The sequence below is a fragment of the Uliginosibacterium sp. TH139 genome, from assembly GCF_002855595.1.
GTDB lineage: Bacteria > Pseudomonadota > Gammaproteobacteria > Burkholderiales > Rhodocyclaceae > Uliginosibacterium > Uliginosibacterium aquaticum.
The window spans coordinates 130,853-145,759 of the sequence record NZ_PKRR01000008.1 but is presented as its reverse complement, the minus strand read 5'-3'; the positions used below and the strand labels follow the sequence as shown (position 1 = coordinate 145,759).

Annotated in this window: 17 protein-coding genes and 1 tRNA gene; 9 read left to right on the top strand and 9 right to left on the bottom strand. The window is 60.3% G+C overall.

Annotated features, from left to right (window positions below; all coding sequences use genetic code 11):
* Nucleotides 1–332: 332 nt before the first annotated feature.
* The 3 genes from C0V76_RS16650 to C0V76_RS16640 all read right to left on the bottom strand — a co-directional run bounded on the left by C0V76_RS16650 (nt 333) and on the right by C0V76_RS16640 (nt 2,448).
* Nucleotides 333–1,034 (bottom strand): pectate lyase, encoded by a 702-nt coding sequence (locus tag C0V76_RS16650; RefSeq protein WP_101943952.1) that lies wholly within the window; start codon nt 1,032–1,034, stop codon nt 333–335.
* A 389-nt stretch (nt 1,035–1,423) separates the two neighbouring features.
* On the bottom strand, nt 1,424–1,954 hold the full coding sequence (locus C0V76_RS16645) for a type II secretion system protein (protein WP_101943950.1): 531 nt from the start codon (nt 1,952–1,954) through the stop codon (nt 1,424–1,426).
* Entirely contained in the window at nt 1,948–2,448 is a 501-nt protein-coding gene (locus tag C0V76_RS16640) for a type II secretion system protein (protein ID WP_101943949.1), read from the bottom strand. Before C0V76_RS16640 ends, C0V76_RS16645 begins: the two co-directional genes overlap by 7 nt.
* 226 nt (nt 2,449–2,674) lie before the next feature.
* On the opposite strand from C0V76_RS16640, the gene gspG reads away from it, so the two are divergent.
* Genes gspG through C0V76_RS16595 form a run of 9 tightly spaced genes read left to right on the top strand, consistent with a single transcriptional unit; the run spans nt 2,675 to nt 10,992 of the window.
* Nucleotides 2,675–3,115 carry a type II secretion system major pseudopilin GspG gene (gspG, locus tag C0V76_RS16635; protein ID WP_101944041.1) on the top strand — a complete coding sequence of 147 codons (441 nt, stop codon included), beginning with the start codon at nt 2,675–2,677 and terminating at the stop codon, nt 3,113–3,115.
* 24 nt (nt 3,116–3,139) lie between these two features.
* Nucleotides 3,140–4,324, top strand: a complete 1,185-nt coding sequence (locus tag C0V76_RS16630; RefSeq protein ID WP_101943947.1) for a type II secretion system F family protein — start codon at nt 3,140–3,142, stop codon at nt 4,322–4,324.
* Between the two features lie 8 nt (nt 4,325–4,332).
* Nucleotides 4,333–6,000, top strand: a complete 1,668-nt coding sequence (locus C0V76_RS16625; protein ID WP_216821778.1) for a GspE/PulE family protein — start codon at nt 4,333–4,335, stop codon at nt 5,998–6,000.
* Nucleotides 6,001–6,031: 31 nt separating this feature from the next.
* The gene (locus C0V76_RS16620) at nt 6,032–6,802 is read left to right on the top strand and encodes a hypothetical protein (RefSeq protein ID WP_143707450.1); all 771 of its coding nucleotides are present in this window, start codon (nt 6,032–6,034) and stop codon (nt 6,800–6,802) included.
* Complete coding sequence (locus C0V76_RS16615; RefSeq protein WP_101943942.1) at nt 6,799–7,374, top strand: hypothetical protein; 576 nt, start codon at nt 6,799–6,801, stop codon at nt 7,372–7,374. Before C0V76_RS16620 ends, C0V76_RS16615 begins: the two co-directional genes overlap by 4 nt.
* Nucleotides 7,371–7,946, top strand: coding sequence for a type 4a pilus biogenesis protein PilO (gene pilO, locus C0V76_RS16610; RefSeq protein ID WP_101943941.1), 576 nt, complete (start codon nt 7,371–7,373; stop codon nt 7,944–7,946). The genes C0V76_RS16615 and pilO overlap by 4 nt, the downstream gene beginning before the upstream one ends.
* Entirely contained in the window at nt 7,943–8,479 is a 537-nt protein-coding gene (locus C0V76_RS16605; RefSeq protein WP_101943939.1) for a hypothetical protein, read from the top strand. The genes pilO and C0V76_RS16605 overlap by 4 nt, the downstream gene beginning before the upstream one ends.
* 4 nt (nt 8,480–8,483) lie before the next feature.
* Nucleotides 8,484–10,604 carry a secretin N-terminal domain-containing protein gene (locus tag C0V76_RS16600; RefSeq protein WP_158239263.1) on the top strand — a complete coding sequence of 707 codons (2,121 nt, stop codon included), beginning with the start codon at nt 8,484–8,486 and terminating at the stop codon, nt 10,602–10,604.
* Nucleotides 10,597–10,992, top strand: a complete 396-nt coding sequence (locus C0V76_RS16595; protein WP_254048278.1) for a type II secretion system protein — start codon at nt 10,597–10,599, stop codon at nt 10,990–10,992. Before C0V76_RS16600 ends, C0V76_RS16595 begins: the two co-directional genes overlap by 8 nt.
* A 310-nt stretch (nt 10,993–11,302) precedes the next feature.
* On the opposite strand, the gene C0V76_RS16590 is transcribed toward C0V76_RS16595, so the two are convergent.
* The 6 genes from C0V76_RS16590 to fliR all read right to left on the bottom strand — a co-directional run bounded on the left by C0V76_RS16590 (nt 11,303) and on the right by fliR (nt 14,902).
* A tRNA-Leu gene (locus C0V76_RS16590) sits at nt 11,303–11,387 on the bottom strand.
* A gap of 51 nt (nt 11,388–11,438) precedes the next feature.
* Nucleotides 11,439–12,059, bottom strand: a complete 621-nt coding sequence (locus tag C0V76_RS16585) for a trimeric intracellular cation channel family protein (RefSeq protein WP_216821777.1) — start codon at nt 12,057–12,059, stop codon at nt 11,439–11,441.
* A 64-nt stretch (nt 12,060–12,123) separates the two neighbouring features.
* Nucleotides 12,124–12,384, bottom strand: a complete 261-nt coding sequence (minE, locus tag C0V76_RS16580; protein WP_101943932.1) for a cell division topological specificity factor MinE — start codon at nt 12,382–12,384, stop codon at nt 12,124–12,126.
* Nucleotide 12,385: 1 nt separating this feature from the next.
* Complete coding sequence (minD, locus tag C0V76_RS16575; RefSeq protein WP_101943931.1) at nt 12,386–13,204, bottom strand: septum site-determining protein MinD; 819 nt, start codon at nt 13,202–13,204, stop codon at nt 12,386–12,388.
* 29 nt (nt 13,205–13,233) lie between these two features.
* Nucleotides 13,234–14,016 carry a septum site-determining protein MinC gene (minC, locus tag C0V76_RS16570; RefSeq protein WP_101944039.1) on the bottom strand — a complete coding sequence of 261 codons (783 nt, stop codon included), beginning with the start codon at nt 14,014–14,016 and terminating at the stop codon, nt 13,234–13,236.
* Nucleotides 14,017–14,116: 100 nt separating this feature from the next.
* A complete protein-coding gene (gene fliR / locus C0V76_RS16565; RefSeq protein ID WP_101943929.1) occupies nt 14,117–14,902 on the bottom strand; it encodes a flagellar biosynthetic protein FliR in 786 nt (261 codons plus the stop codon).
* Between the last annotated feature and the right edge of the window lie 5 nt (nt 14,903–14,907).

Sequence of the window (14,907 nt, the reverse complement as noted above, 5' to 3'; positions counted from 1 at the left end):
ATGTTGGCACGCTACGCGGCGTTTGGCTGGGCGCCGTGCAAAACCACTGAAAGCCTTGGTATGGGGCCAGCGAGGGGCATTTGATCCGGCCATACACCAATCCTTGGTGGCTGAGCAGAGTGCTACATTCTGTTGCAGCAGGTGTTTGTGCTGCAGAGCAGCAAAAAATTCCTTTGGAATTAAACGGATGTTGCTTTGATTAAGGGAAAGTCTCTAGATGAAAAACGGGTGAGGTGTCGCGTACGAATCTGATGACTAGAAAATTAAAAGGCCCGCCGAGGGCGGGCCTGCGGAGTGCTAGGCGCCGGTGAGGCGCCTGCATTCAAGATGGCTCAGTAAGAGGTTACGTCGGTTTTGCTGACGTTACAGGCGGTGGTGTTCCACTTTTCGCCCAGGCTGGTCGGCTCTGAGCCACTCTGTACGCCCTTGTATTCGACACACACTTTAGGGCTGCCGGATTTGTAGCCCTTGATCTGCAGCGTGCGAATGGTAGCCACGTCGCCGAAGTTGCTGTTTACCCCCACTACCGAAGCCGACACATTGGCCAGCTTGGTGCTGCTGATGCTGACCTTGCGCGGGCCTCCGTTGGAAGAGCAGTTGCCGCAGGAGCGGTAGAGCTTGCCGATAGTGTCCGCAGCAAAGCCGCTGATCTTGATGGTGGAGCCGATGCCGTTGTGCTGGAAAACCTTGTCTGAGGCCTTGTAAGCGGAGCCACCGACCACATTCATGGTTTTTCCGGAGCCGCCTTTCATGGTGGCTGCGTCTTCGCAGACATCGGCCCATTTCACGCCCTGGATGGTGCAGGAGCCGAGGCAGTGCACGCCGTCAGCCGCAGCCCCGGCCTTGAGGACTACGTTTTTCAGCACTGCGCCATCCTTTAGCACGAAGACCGGCTGCTGGCTTTCAGACTGACCGTCGCAGGACGTGCCAACCGTTGCGCCACCATAGTCCTTGGTGCCTGAAATGGTTGTAGTAGCTGACGCAGTCAGCGCCGAGATGGTGAGCACGAGGCCCAACAGAAGCTTGCTATACATGTGAATGTCTCCAGATCTTTTGAGTTTGGGCTGCAGTCGGTGAGTCGGGTGATATACCCGGCTGCCGCCTTCAGCTTCCTTGTGTTACCCGTCACTTCTTTGCCACAGAAGGCGAATAGAGAATTGCGGGCAGACGAAATCTGGTATGCGAATGGGCTGGCGTCAAGGAACGGAGTTGTTTGACCGCACGTTAGTTGTTTGTCAATTGCGAATTGAAGTGGCTATGCGGATGTCTTCAAAGCGCCGCTTTCCGGGCCGCTCGAGATTGTTCAATGGAAGAATTTTGTAATGGCTGGGCGCTGTGGAGGGCAGGGTGAGACCGCGAACATTCCGACGAACGGCTGCCGTTTCAGGGCTTTAGTCTCATCCGACATGAATGCTGGCGGTTTTTACTCTGCCCGTTGGGAGGGCGCAAGCTCGCAGCCGGCATCGGTACACACCACGCCATAGACGAACACCCAGTCCGCATAGCGCTTCTTGCCCTTGAAATGGAAGAACTCGTCCGGGAAGTTATCCACCCGGATGGGTGTTTCCGGGGAGCGACTGTGTACGCCAAGGATGCCCTGGCCATCGAGAGTGCGAATCAACACCCAGTCATTCTTGCCAGTGAGAGGGTCTGCATAAAGGCGACGGATATGGCGTTTGACTTGCGGGAAGCGTGGGTCGCGCAGAAGGTCTTCCAAGCGCGCAGGCGCTGCTGCCGTGGCTCCTGGAGGGGCCGCTTCAAAGTAACTGCGGATGGCACGCTTGTATTGCAGGCCGACGAACATCAATTCGTCTTCCACCTGGCGGCGCTGGGAAATGGCTCCGAGCTGGATGGCACTGCCCGCAGCCAGCCCGATGACGGCGATCACCAGCAGCAGGCCGATATAGGTGAAGCCGGCAAGCCGGGCCGAGGTCTGGGGGCGGCGCTTTACCATTGGCGGTAGAGCACACCATTCAGACCCATGCCCTCCGCCTTGCTGTAGACGTCGAATACATCGACGCCTTCCTGCGGATCACTAGCTTCGCTTGTATAGGCTCTCAGGCCCCAGGTTGCGCCGTTGGGCAGGCTAGGGTCGGCGCTGAAAGGGTCGCGCGGGATGCGGCGCAGGAAGAAAATCTTCTGGCCTCTCGCATTGCGCTGGTCCGGTGCTCCGATGACGAGATCATCCAGAGTCTTGGGGTATCCGCTACTGTCGATGGCGCGCTGGATGATGCCCTGGTCTGCGGCGAGTTTGTAGGCGTCAAGTGCGGTGCGAATCTCGCGTAAAGCCAAGCGCAGTTCCTGCTCTTTGCTGCGCTGAAGTGCCACCTGGGCAAGCGGCACCGCGATGCTCGCCAGCATGCCGAGAATGGCCAGCGAGATCAGCATTTCGATCAGGCTGAAGCCAAGGCGATGAGTCGGACGGGATGATCGGGCAGAGGTCTGCATGGCTGGCAAATCTATTACTTTCGACAAAGAGGTTACACCTTTACATGCAGCCACATCATTCGGACGAACCCCTTGTTGCCAAATAGTCGATGGGCGGCAGGCAAAGGGGCGTGTTCCTTGTGCGCTGCCGATTGGAAGTCGCGCAGCTTTGTGGCAGTCTAGCGCCGGTGGAGACAGCCGCCGGTACAGGCCGCAGACAATACAGAACATCGACAGGATGCAGAACATGAAGCAGAAGCACGCAAAGCGCGCCGCGCACACTATGCGCAACCTTGGTTTTACCCTGCTGGAATTGCTGGTCGTGATGGCCATCATCGGCTTGCTGGCTGCCTATGTGGGGCCGAAGTATTTTTCGCAGTTGGGGAAGTCTGAACAGAACGTGGCCAAGGCCCAGATTGAAGCTTTCGGCAAGGCGCTGGATACCTTCCGTCTGGATGCCGGTCGTTACCCGACCACGGCTGAAGGGCTCAATGCCCTGCTCACCAAGCCGGTGGATGTGCGGACCTGGAATGGTCCGTATCTGGCCAAGGCGATTCCGCTGGACCCCTGGGGCAAGACTTATATCTACAAGATTCCCGGTACTCGCGGGCGCGACTTCGACATCATTTCCTATGGTAGCGATGGTCAGCCTGGCGGTACGGATGTCGCCGCCGATATCCTGAACTGATCCGCGCTTTAGCGTCGGCTCCAAGTGCAGTTCGAGGTACGTGCCCTCTCGCCGGATAACCGCCTGCAGACCTTGCTGGTCGAGGCGGTGGATGCGCTCGCCGCCCGCAAGAGCGTAGAGGCGAAGAATCTGCGCATCGTGACCGTGCGCAGCCGTGGCCATGCTCGCAGCGGTGGTGCGCGTGGCAACTTCTCGCTGGTGATGTTCAGCCAGGAGTTGCTGTCACTGCTCGAAGCCGGCTTGAGCCTGGTGGAAGCGCTGGAAGGTCTGATCGAGAAGGAGACTACCCCGGTTTCGCGTAGCGTGATGGAAGCCTTGAATGCCCGCATCCGCGAAGGCTCGAAGCTCTCCGATGCGGTGGCTGCCCAACCGGAGTTCTTTCCGCCGCTCTTCATCGGCATCGTGCGCGCTGCCGAGCGGACCAGTGATCTGGCTCAGGCCTTGCGCCGCTATATTGATTACCAGACGCGTCTGGACATGGTCCGCAGCAAGATCATCAGTGCCACCATCTACCCGGCAGTTCTGTTCTCGGTGGGCGGTCTGGTTGGACTCTTCCTGATGACTTACGTGGTGCCTAAGTTCGCAGCCGTGTACAAGGACAGTGGTCGCGAGATGCCCTTGATGTCGCGCTTGCTGCTGTCCTGGGGGGAGCTCCTCGGGCAGCACACGCTGCTGGTTGGCATCGTCATGCTGGGGGTAGTGAGCGGCTTGGTGTGGATGGTGCGGCGTAATTCGCGTGAAGGGCGCTGGGCCCAACTGGCCAAGAAGATTCCGGGCATCGGTGAGCGGGCCCGCATTCTGGAGTTGTCGCGGCTCTACCTCACGCTGGGGATGCTGCTCGATGGCGGGATTCCGATCGTGATGGCGATGGAGATGGTGGAGACTTCCGTGTCTGCCGAAACCCGTTTCAAGCTCAAAGGCGCTTGCGCCCAGATTTCGAGTGGCGAGAGCCTGTCGCAGGCTTTCGAGCAGCATGATCTGTCGACGCCGATCGCCTTGCGCATGCTGCGTGTGGGGGAGCGCTCCGGTCAGCTCGGAGCGATGCTCATGCGCTCGGCGAATTTTTACGAGGGTGAGAGCGCCCGCTGGATCGAGCGTTTTTCCAAGGTCTTTGAGCCCGCATTGATGGCCATGATCGGCGGCGTGATCGGTGTGATCATCGTGCTGCTGTACATGCCGATCTTCGATCTGGCGGGCTCGCTGCAATGAATGACAGCATGATCGAACTTGAAACCCTGAAACTCGCGCGCAGTTCTGCGCAGAAATCCGGGCGCCCGGTGATTGCCGAGCTGGAGGCGATGAGTGGACTCGACGCCCGCGAAGTGTTGCGTGCCGTTGCGGCCCACTTCCATTTTCCGGTCATCGAAACGGCGCACATGCTTGATCTGCAGCCGGCCTTTGATCTGCTGCCACTGGGGCGGGCCCAGCAGCGTGGCTGCGTGCTGATGCGTGATCCGGCCAAGTCGACGGCTGTGCTGGCCGTGCTGTCTGATCCTTTCGATGAGGATCTGCAGGTCTGGCTGGAGAGCAGCACCGGCCGGGCGCTGCGTTATCGCCTCGCACTGCCTTCTGACATCCAGGCCTATCTTTCGCGCCAGGAAGAGTCGATCCGGGCCATCGACAGCATGATCACCACGGATTCTGGCGTGGCGGTGGATGGCAAGACACTGGAGAGTCTGACCTTCGCTTCGGTGAGTGATGCGGCCAGCCCGGCAGTGAAACTGGTCAACTCCACGCTCTACGATGCGCTGCGCCAGGGTGTGTCGGACATTCACCTGGAGAGCACGCCGAACGGCATGGTTTCCAAATACCGCATCGATGGGGTGCTGGATCTGGTGGCCACCATGCCGGGCGTGGCGCTGGCCGAGCAGGTGATCTCACGTATCAAGGTTTTATCGGAGCTTGATATTGCTGAGCGCCGCGTGCCTCAGGATGGCAGCTTCCGTGTTGAGGCGATGGGGCGTGAGATCGATCTGCGGGTGTCGATCATGCCCAGCATTCACGGCGAGGATGCGGTGATCCGGATTCTCGACAAGCAGGCCATGGTCGAGGCGCATGGCGGGCTGACTCTGGATGCGGCCGGTTTTGACCCGGATACCCTGGCAACCTTGCGCCGCCTGGTGCAGGAGCCGTATGGCATGGTGCTGGTGACCGGCCCGACCGGCTCGGGCAAGACCACCACGCTGTATGCCGCTCTCTCTGAAATCAATCACGGCCGCGACAAGATCATCACCATCGAGGATCCGGTCGAATACCAGTTGCCGGGTATCCTGCAGATCCCGGTTAACGACAAGAAGGGCCTGACCTTCGCGCGTGGCCTGCGATCAATTCTGCGTCACGACCCGGACAAAATCATGGTCGGTGAAATTCGTGACAAGGAAACTGCGGAGATTGCAGTGCAGTCTGCGCTTACGGGTCACCTTGTGCTCTCCACGGTGCACGCCAACAACGTTTATGACGTATTCGGGCGTTTCCATCACATCGGCGTCGATCTGTATTCCTTTGTCTCGGCCCTGAACGGTGTGATTGCCCAGCGCCTGGTGCGCCTGAACTGCAAGCATTGTGCCGTTCCCTACCGGCCGACGGATGCCGAACTGGCCGATGCCAGCCTCAGTGCGGAGGCGGTGAAGGATTACGTGTTCATGAAGGGGCGTGGCTGCGGGGATTGTCGTGGTTCTGGCTATCGTGGTCGCAAGGCGGTGGCCGAGGTGCTGACGATGAATCCCGAAATTGCCGAACTGATTGTCGAGCGCCGCTCGGTGCGTCAGATTATTGAGGCCGCACGCCGCAACGGTACGCGAAGCCTGTATGAGGACGCGCTGAGCCTGGTGGCGACCGGCGAAACCACGCTTGAGGAGGTACGTCGTGTCACACTCGCGGCGTAAACATTACGGATTGGGCTTGGGCTGCAAGGAAATGACGGTAGTTGACCTCGCTTCCCGACGCCCGCTCACATCGCTACCGCTGGACGCCTATGTGCCGGGCGTGGCCCATGCTGTCAGCGCAGACTGGGGACCCTCGATTGCAGCTCTGGCTGCCCAGATCGGGCAGGGCAGTGGGGCGGATCTGCAGGTAACGGTGGCGGATGAGTGGGCCCGCTACTGGATTTTCATCGTGCCGGAAGGCGTTAGTCGCCTCGAAGAACTCCAGGCGCTCGCCGCGACGCGTTTCGAGGCATTGTTCGGTGTCAGCATGCAGGGCTGGTGCATGCTGGCAGACTGGCGCGCAACTGGGGCGATTCTGGTCTGCGCCTTGCCTGAAAAGCTCGTCAATGCCCTGCAGGCCGCAGGTCTCAAGGGCTGGCGCGTGCGTTCCATCCAGCCCTCTGCCGTGCGTTTGTTGGGGGCTTTCGCGCGCCAGATTCCGGATGAATGCTGGGTGGCTGTGTATGGTCGTCATGGCGTTTTGCTAGCGCGGGTTGCCGAGGGTGAGGTGGTCCATGTGCGCCGCCATCCGCTGAGCAAGGTGGTCGATGTCGAGCGTCTGGAAGATTTGCTGGAGGCCGAAATCCTGCGCCTTGGCGGTGAGGCACCGCCCGTACTGTGCGTGCTGGGTATCGAGCCGCCACTGGAGCCCGATAGCAAGCTGGCTGGCATGCGGTTGTTGATGCTGCAACAGAACGAGGAGGCTGGCCGCACGGTACGTTCTGAGGCCGGCACGCTGGCTTTGCAGGGAGTGCGCGGATGAAGTCCCTGCAGATTGAATTTGCGTCTTCTCGCACCGGCGGGCACCGCAGCTCTGCGCGGAAGTGGTCGCTGGCCGTGCTGGTGGGGGGCGCGCTGGCTTTGTTGGGTCTGGTGGCTGGCAGCAGCTTCTCCCGCGAAGCCGGAGCACTGCGTCAGCAGGCGGCCGAGCTGGCCATGGAACGGGATGCCTTGCGCTCGGCTGCCCGACATCAGGAGCAGATCGCACCAGACATGCTGGATTCGATCAATGGCGTGATCCGCATCATGGATTACCCCTTGATCGATATTCTCGAAGCGCTCGAACACCGCGCGCGCCCGAACGTGGCCCTGATGTCGGCCGAGCTGGGGCCGGTTCGCTCCACATTCCGTATCATTGTTCAGGCTGCAAGCCTGCCTGAAGCGCTGGATTACCTTGAAGACATGCGCAATGAACCCGGATTCCAGAATCTTGCGCTGACTCGTCAGGAAGCAAGTGGTGGTGATGGTCAGGGCTGGCGCTTCACGTTTGAAATGCCGCAGGCCGACGCGGTGCCGCGCGCCTTGAGCAAGGCGCCGGCAAGGGGGCAGGAATGAAGCGCGTCAATCTGGATTCCGCCGCGCACCTGCGCCTGCAGGCTGAACTTGCATTGTGGCGCTTTGGCTGGCGTTTACCGCTGGCCGCGGTTGCGCTGTTGGCAGCCTTGCTGACCGGGCTGGTCTGGCTTCCGGCACAGTATCTCGGTCTTCAGGCCGCACAGGCAGAGCTGGAGCGTGCCCGGCAGACTCCCAGTGGTTTGAGCGTGCAGCAACAGGTGCCCCCGCTGCAGTTGTTCCGCGACACGCTGGCGATGCAGGATGCGACGCCGACCCAGCTACGCGTGATTCACCAGAAAGCGATCGAAGCGGGTCTGAGCGTTGCCCAGCTTGATATGAGGCGGCAGGCTGACGGTGCGGGCGCCTTCTCGCAACTGCAGGTGTCGATGCCGGTCAAGGGCTCCTATCCGTCACTGAAACGCTTTCTGGGTGAAATGCTCGGCCAGATGCCTTCCGTATCGGTAGACCAGCTCAACATCAAGCGCGAGCAGACTGGCAACAACATCATTGAGGCGCAGATTTCGCTTTCCATCTGGCAGCAGCCGGTGGCGGTCACGGGGGGCGCACGATGAGTTCGCGCCAGCGTCTCCTGCTGATGCTTCCGCTGCTGGCCATAGCGGGCTGGCTTGCCTTGTTTGGTGACAAGACGCCACCGGAAGAGCAGGTAGCCATGCCTTCGCGTGGCATTTCTGCACCTGCTGCGGCTTCTCCCGGAGCGCCGGCTGCAGAGGCTGTTTCTGAGCCGGAAGAGGCTCGCCCTGGGCAGGTCAAGCGCTTGGGGGCGCGAATGGGTCTGGTTGAGAGAGGCCAGCGGAGTACTGATCTTTTCAGTGGCACTGGGAGTGCTCCGCCCCCACCAGCACCAGCTGAAAATACGCCCCCTCCGCCGCCGCCCGAGCAGCCTTTCATATTGATTGGTCGCATGCTTGAAGCGGGGCGCTGGCAAGTGTTCCTTGAGCGCAATGGTGTGGCTTGGGCCTTGCGTGAAGGTGAGGTGGCGGATGGTTTCAAACTCGTGAAAGTCAGCAGCAATGAAGTGAGGCTGTTGCGTGAAACGGACAAGACAGAGCTGGTAATACCGATCGATGGCGACAAGAGAGATTGAGCACATGAACACCTCCCGATATTTTCGCAAGGGGGCTGCCATCCTGGCGTTCGGCCTGCTGGCGGCCTGTGCCACCAGCGGCGTGCAGTCGAGCCTGGAGCGTGCCCAGGCTCTTAGCGCCGCAGGTCAGTACGGCCCGGCTTGGCAGACGTTGCAAAGAGCCAGCGCGGATCACCCCGATAACGCCGAACTGCACAACGCAACGCTGGCTGCCCGCGAACGCTATGCGCTGCAATCCTTGCGTCGTGCCGAGTCAGCTCTGAATGAAGGGCGTTGGGAGGACGCACGCAGCGCCTATCGCGAGCTGGCTGCAATTCCTGGCCAGGCCGGTAAAGCCAATGAGGGGTTGGAGCGTGTCCAGCATGCTCAGGATGTGTCAGCTGTGCCCGCTGCACGCAAACTTGCTGCGCCTGCTGTGCTCGCCTCTACCAGTGTTGCCAGCAGCACTTCTTCTGCATCGGTAGCTGCCGTAGCAGGTGGTACCGCACTTCCGGGGCAGGCGGCGAATGCCGTGCCTTCAGTTTTTTCCACTTCGTCGGCCCAAAGCTCCGCTGTGACGAGCGAGTTGCCCCAAGTGTTTGCGAACGGCAGTCAGGCGTCTGCTTCGTCAGCCATGGCCGTGCGTGAGCGTAGCACTGCCGCCGTGCGCGGCAATGCCATGTCTGCTGCCTCACTTGCCGCGGCCGCACCTGCCGTTCAAGCACCTCTGGCACCCACTCCCGCTCCGGTCGCGGTGGAAGATCCGATGGCTCGCCGGGTTACGCTGGAATTTCGTGATGCAACCGTGCGCTCGCTCTTCGATGTGATTGGCAAGGCTTCCGGCCTCAACGTAATTTTCGACCGCGAAGTTTCGCCTGACCTGCGGACTACGGTCTATCTGCGCAATACGACGGTTCGCTCTGCTATCGAGAAGATCGTGATGACCAGTGGGCTCGCCTGGCGCAATCTCGATGAGAACACCCTGCTGGTCTATATGGACGACAGCAACAAGCAGCGTGACTATCAGGCCCTCACGGTGCGAAGCTTCCAGCTCTTCAACGCGGATGCGAAGTTTGTCGCCAATAGCTTGAAGACGGTGTTGCGCTTCACCAATCTGGTCGTGGACGAAAAGCTCAACATGATCGTGGTGCGTGATACGCCAGAAGCCATCGCCATGGCCGAGAAGCTGGTGGCCATGCACGATCAGTCCGAACCGGAAGTGATGCTGGAAGTGACCGTGCTTGAAGTCAGCAAGGGCAAGCTGGAAAATCTTGGTGTGTCCTGGCCGACTTCAATGAGCCTGACGCCGCTTGCGCGTAGTGCCTCTCCGGTCTCAACCACGAGCTCTGGAACGACGAGCAGTACAACCCCCCTGACTCTGCGTGATCTTTGGGGCTTGACCCCGGGTTCCTTGGGTATGACCTTAGGGAGCGATCTCGCCCTTAATTTCAATGCCACTGACAATAGCCTCAATTTGCTGGCCAATCCTCGTATTCGCGCCAAAAACAAGGAAAAGGCCAAGATCTTGATTGGTGAGCGGGTGCCTAATATCAGTTCCAATACGACCTCCACAGGAGTGGTCAGTCAGGCGATTACCTATATCGATGTGGGTCTCAAGCTGGAGGTTGAACCGCAGATTTTCCCTGGCGACGAAATTTCCATGAAGGTGAATCTGGAGGTTTCCAGCATTACCAACACGGTTGAGAACAAAGCCGCGGGCATCGTTGCCTACCGCATTGGTACGCGTAATGCGTCAACGGTGCTTCGCCTCAAGGATGGCGAGAACCAGATCCTCGCTGGCCTGATCCAGGATATCGACAAGAAAACGGTCAGCAAGGTGCCGCTCTTGGGAGACATCCCTATTCTTGGGCGCTTATTCCGCTCTGACTCCCCGGATGAGAGCAAGACTGAGATCGTGCTGTCGATCACGCCGCGCCTGGTCCGTCAGAACCGTACGCTGGATGCGGATGCTCGCAGCTTCAATGCGGGCACCCAGAGCAGCTTGCGTGGCCGTCGTGAGGGGGGAGATGGGGGGGGGGCTTCGATCGAGTCTTCTCCCCAGGTCCAGCAGCCGGTGCAGCAGATCGTGGTGCAGCCGGTGAGCAACGGCGATGGCTCCCGCAAGTTTGGTGGTTCAAGTGACTGATTTGCAGCGCGCGGCCCCGGCAAGCCGGGGTTTCACCCTGATTGAGATGATCGTGGCGATGGCCATTCTGGCTTTGCTGCTGACCATCGCGGTGCCGCGCTACTTTGACGGCCTGGATCGCTCCAAGGATGCGGTGTTGATGGAAAACCTGAAGGTCACGCGTGACGTGATCGACAAGTTCTATGGCGACAATGGCCGCTATCCAGACTCACTCGGCGAGCTTGTTGACAAGCGCTACCTGCGTGCGCTGCCGGTGGATCCGATCACTCAGAGCAGTCGCAGCTGGGTGATCGTGCCGCCGGAGCCTCCGTTGCGCGGTCAGGTCTATGACTTGCACAGCGGTGCCAAGGGACATACCAAGGACGGCCGCCCATACTCAATGCTTTGAAAAAGAACCGGTTTGCTGGTAATGCCGTTCACTTAGGTGAACGGCATTTTTCATTTTGAGGCGTGTGCACTGATTCGCCGCGGGGCAATTCAATCTGCTTGCGGGTTTCGTCGCGCTTCTCGGGGCTTCATTACTCGGAAATCTGGGGATATACGCCAAGCCCAAGACGCTTTTCTTTGCCCCCGAATGTGCCCCTGAGAATAATGCGCTTGGGGGGATGTCTTGCTACGTCCTGATACGACCTACAGAGCAAAAAGCCCGCTGTGTGCGGGCTTTGCAATGTGTCCTGATACGGTGTGATTCTTTGTTTTGGTGCCCGGGACGGGAATCGAACCCGTACAGCTTGCGCCGAGGGATTTTAAGTCCCTTGTGTCTACCAGTTTCACCACCCGGGCAGGGCGTCGAATTCTAACCCGAAAGCCTGTTCTGTCTGGCTTTGCGAGGGATTATTTGTCGGCCCGTGGCAGGCTCATGTCACGGCTGTGTGCTATCAGGCGAAGGGCTAGTCCGAATAGGAACAGGGCCCAGTGGGTGACCCGGTCTGCCGCGCCGAGATGTGCTGCGCCGTAGAGCATGACTGCGACAAGGATGGAGACCGTGCCGTAGAAGTCGCGATGCAGGATGAAGGGGACTTCGTTCACCATCATGTCGCGTACGAGACCTCCGCCCACCGCGGTGATGAAGCCGAGGAAGGCGACGCCGAACAGGTTCAGCTCAAGTCCGATTCCGACTTGAGCGCCGGCAATGCTGAAGGCGACCAACCCGATTGAGTCCGCAATGATGAAGGCACGGCGCAGGAAGAGCTGGCTGTGGCGGTGCAGTTTGATCAGCCAGGCGACGCTCAGGGTTGCAAAGCAGGCCATGACTGGCCCGGCGTTGATGAAGACGAGGGGCATGCGGCCGATCAGGGCGTCGCGCAGGAGGCCACCACCAATCGCGGTGAGGAGCGCCAGGATGGTGATGCCGAGGATGTCGAACTGCTTGTGGGCGCCGATCAGGTAGCCGGAAATCGAGAACGAGACTGTGCCGATCAGGTATAGCCAGTCGAAGGAAATCAGGTTGTCCATGGCATGAGCGAAAATGGAACTGCCCGGCATTGCCGGGCAGCATGGGTGTTGCAGGGGGCTGCGCTCAGTGTGCTTCGGGCATCACAATATTGACCTCTAGCACTTCGTAATTACCTTTCTTCTCCAGCTGCACCTTGATGTCGTCGGCATTGACCTTGACGTACTTCGAGATCACCGCGATCAGTTCTTTCTGCAACTCGGGCAGGAAGTCCGGCGCGCCGGCTTCGTCGGCGCGCTGGTGGGCAATCACCAGGGTCAGGCGTTCCTTGGCAAGCTGAGCCGTTTTCGGTTGGGTGCCGCCGAAAATCTTTTCAAGCCAGCTCATCTCAGGCTCCTCCGAAAATACGCTTGAGCAGACCCGGCTTCTCATAGGTCACGAAGCGCATTTCGCGTTCTTCGCCGAGGAAGCGGGAGACGACGTCTTGATAGGCTTCGGCGGCTTCGGATTCCTTGGTGTGGATCACCGGAGCACCGGAGTTGGAGGCCTGCAGAACGGTTTCGGACTCTGGGATGACGCCCAGTAGCGGAACCCGCAGGAGTTCCTGCACGTCCTTGTAGGAAAGCATTTCGCCCTCTTCGACGCGGCGCGCGGAGTAGCGGGTGACTACCAGATGTTCCTTGACGGCTTCGCGGCCTTCCTTGGCACGGCGGCTCTTGCTCTGCAGGATGCCGAGGATGCGGTCGGAGTCACGGATCGAGGAGACTTCCGGGTTGGTGACGATCAGGGCTTCGTCGGCAAAGGTCAGCGCCATGATGGCGCCGTGCTCGATGCCGGCCGGCGAGTCGCAGATGACGTAATCGAAACCCATGTGCTCGAGCTCCTTAAGCACCTTTTCGACGCCTTCTTCGGAGAGTGCGTCCTTGTCGCGGGTTTGTGAGGCGGGCAGCACGAATAGGTTTTCGCAGTGCTTGTCCTTGATCAGGGCCTGATGCAGATTGGCTTCGCCCTGGATGACGTTCACGAAGTCATACACCACGCGGCGCTCGCAGCCCATGATCAGATCGAGGTTGCGCAGGCCGACGTCAAAGTCGATCACGGCGGTCTTGAAACCGCGCAGCGCGAGGCCGGAGGCGAAACTGGCGCTGGTGGTGGTCTTGCCCACCCCTCCCTTGCCGGAGGTTACGACGATGATGCGGGTGGTCACTGGGTTTCTCCCTGGTTTGTTTGTTGTGTTCAGTCGAGCTTGAGCGGATCGAGCACGAGTGCGGCCTTGTCGTCCTCGCCGCGCAGCTGCGCCTGCGTCGGTTTGCCGGCGATCGCTGCGGGAATGCCTTTTTCGAAGGTGCGGAATACGCCTGCCACTGAGATGAGTTCGGGGCCGAAATTGGTGGTGAAAATGCGTGCCTGACGATTTCCGGCCGCACCAGCGATGGCGCGGCCACGCAAGGGGCCGTAGCAGTGGATGCTGCCGTCAGCGATGACTTCCGCGCCATTGCTGACCGCCCCAAGGATCACCAGATCGGCACCCTTGGCGTAGATCTGCTGGCCAGAGCGGATGGTGCGGTCAACTACCATGGTGCCGACGGACGGGGGCAGAGAATCTGCCGGTGCTGGTGCTGCACCGGTGCTGCCCGCAGCCGGCTCGGCCACCACTTCTGCCACAGGCGCCGCAACGGGATGGACTGTCGTGGCTGCTTTGAGCTTGGCGGCTTCATCGCCGAGTACCGCGAGGCCGGAACGGCGGGCTGCATCGTGCAGATGTTCGGGAGCGCCGCGCAGGGCTACGGGCTGCAGACCATAGCGGCGCAGCAGGCTCTGCAGGCCGCTCCAGTCCACGCGGTCCGGCAGGCTCTTGGCCTGGCTGATATCGATGATCGTAGGCTCACCGGCGAAAAATTCGCCCATGCCACCCAGCATCACTTGCAGGGCGTCGGCCAGGCGAACGTTGTCGACTTCGCGCAGCACGGCGCTCATCGCGGTGAGCGTACCGACCTTGAATTCAATGGGTTTTGCCATGAACGGCATGAAATCCGGCTGTAATCAAGCGCCCGAGTCTACTTTTTGGGGGGCTTGCCGGCAAGCCGGATCTGCAAACGGCATACCTGTGTTTGTGACTTTATCCCGGCAGGGCACGCAGGAATTGCCCGACCAGCTCGAAACCTCGTTCAAAAACCAGCTGCATGGCCGGCGCTAGGGCCTCAAGTGAGACGATCATCACGATCAGCCCCACCGTGGAGGTGACCGGGAAGCCGATGGCGAAGATATTGAGCTGCGGCGCAGCACGCGTGAGCACGGCCAGTGAGATGTTGGTGATGAGTAGCGCAGCGATGATCGGCAGGGCCAGCAGCAGGCCACTCGAGAAAGCCAGGGTGACCACGCGGAGCAGTCCCAGCCAGGGCTTGTCGGTCAGCTTCACTCCGCCGATGGGGGCCAGCTCGAAGCTGCGGATCAGAACGTCGACCAGCAGCAAGTGGCCATTGAGCGCGAGGAATACCAGAATCGCCAGCAGACCGAGGAATTCGCCGAGCACGGCGGTCTGCGCTGAAGTGTCCGGATCGAAGAAGGTTGCAAAGGAGAGGCCCATCTGCAGGCCGATGATTTCGCCGGCAATATCCAATGCGGCCATCACGATGCGCATGGTGATGCCCATGGCGCTGCCGATCAGGATCTGCTGCACAAAAAGAGCGATGCCCGCCCAGCTTCCGGGGGCCATGGCCGGTGGGGCAGGCAGCATCGGGGCGATGGCGACGGTGAGAACCACACCAATGGCGAGCCGGATTCGTAGTGGCGTGGCGCGGCTGTTGAAGATCGGCGCTGCGCTGACCATGCCGAGCACCCGGGCGAGCGGGTACATCCAGGCCAGCAGCAAGGCATCGAGCTGGGCTGCGGTGATCGTCAGCATGATGC

Excerpts from the sequence above, each read along its gene's own strand:
- C0V76_RS16640 (WP_101943949.1), bottom strand. The coding sequence starts at position 2,448 with ATGCAGACCTCTGCCCGATCATCCCGTCCGACTCATCGCCTTGGCTTC.
- C0V76_RS16645 (WP_101943950.1), bottom strand. The coding sequence starts at position 1,954 with ATGGTAAAGCGCCGCCCCCAGACCTCGGCCCGGCTTGCCGGCTTCACC.
- pilO (WP_101943941.1), top strand. The coding sequence starts at position 7,371 with ATGAAGCGCGTCAATCTGGATTCCGCCGCGCACCTGCGCCTGCAGGCT.
- C0V76_RS16615 (WP_101943942.1), top strand. The coding sequence starts at position 6,799 with ATGAAGTCCCTGCAGATTGAATTTGCGTCTTCTCGCACCGGCGGGCAC.
- C0V76_RS16650 (WP_101943952.1), bottom strand. The coding sequence starts at position 1,034 with ATGTATAGCAAGCTTCTGTTGGGCCTCGTGCTCACCATCTCGGCGCTG.
- C0V76_RS16620 (WP_143707450.1), top strand. The coding sequence starts at position 6,032 with ATGACGGTAGTTGACCTCGCTTCCCGACGCCCGCTCACATCGCTACCG.
- minE (WP_101943932.1), bottom strand. The coding sequence starts at position 12,384 with ATGAGCTGGCTTGAAAAGATTTTCGGCGGCACCCAACCGAAAACGGCT.
- C0V76_RS16585 (WP_216821777.1), bottom strand. The coding sequence starts at position 12,059 with ATGGACAACCTGATTTCCTTCGACTGGCTATACCTGATCGGCACAGTC.
- gspG (WP_101944041.1), top strand. The coding sequence starts at position 2,675 with ATGAAGCAGAAGCACGCAAAGCGCGCCGCGCACACTATGCGCAACCTT.
- C0V76_RS16600 (WP_158239263.1), top strand. The coding sequence starts at position 8,484 with ATGAACACCTCCCGATATTTTCGCAAGGGGGCTGCCATCCTGGCGTTC.
- minC (WP_101944039.1), bottom strand. The coding sequence starts at position 14,016 with ATGGCAAAACCCATTGAATTCAAGGTCGGTACGCTCACCGCGATGAGC.
- fliR (WP_101943929.1), bottom strand. The coding sequence starts at position 14,902 with ATGCTGACGATCACCGCAGCCCAGCTCGATGCCTTGCTGCTGGCCTGG.
- C0V76_RS16605 (WP_101943939.1), top strand. The coding sequence starts at position 7,943 with ATGAGTTCGCGCCAGCGTCTCCTGCTGATGCTTCCGCTGCTGGCCATA.
- C0V76_RS16625 (WP_216821778.1), top strand. The coding sequence starts at position 4,333 with ATGATCGAACTTGAAACCCTGAAACTCGCGCGCAGTTCTGCGCAGAAA.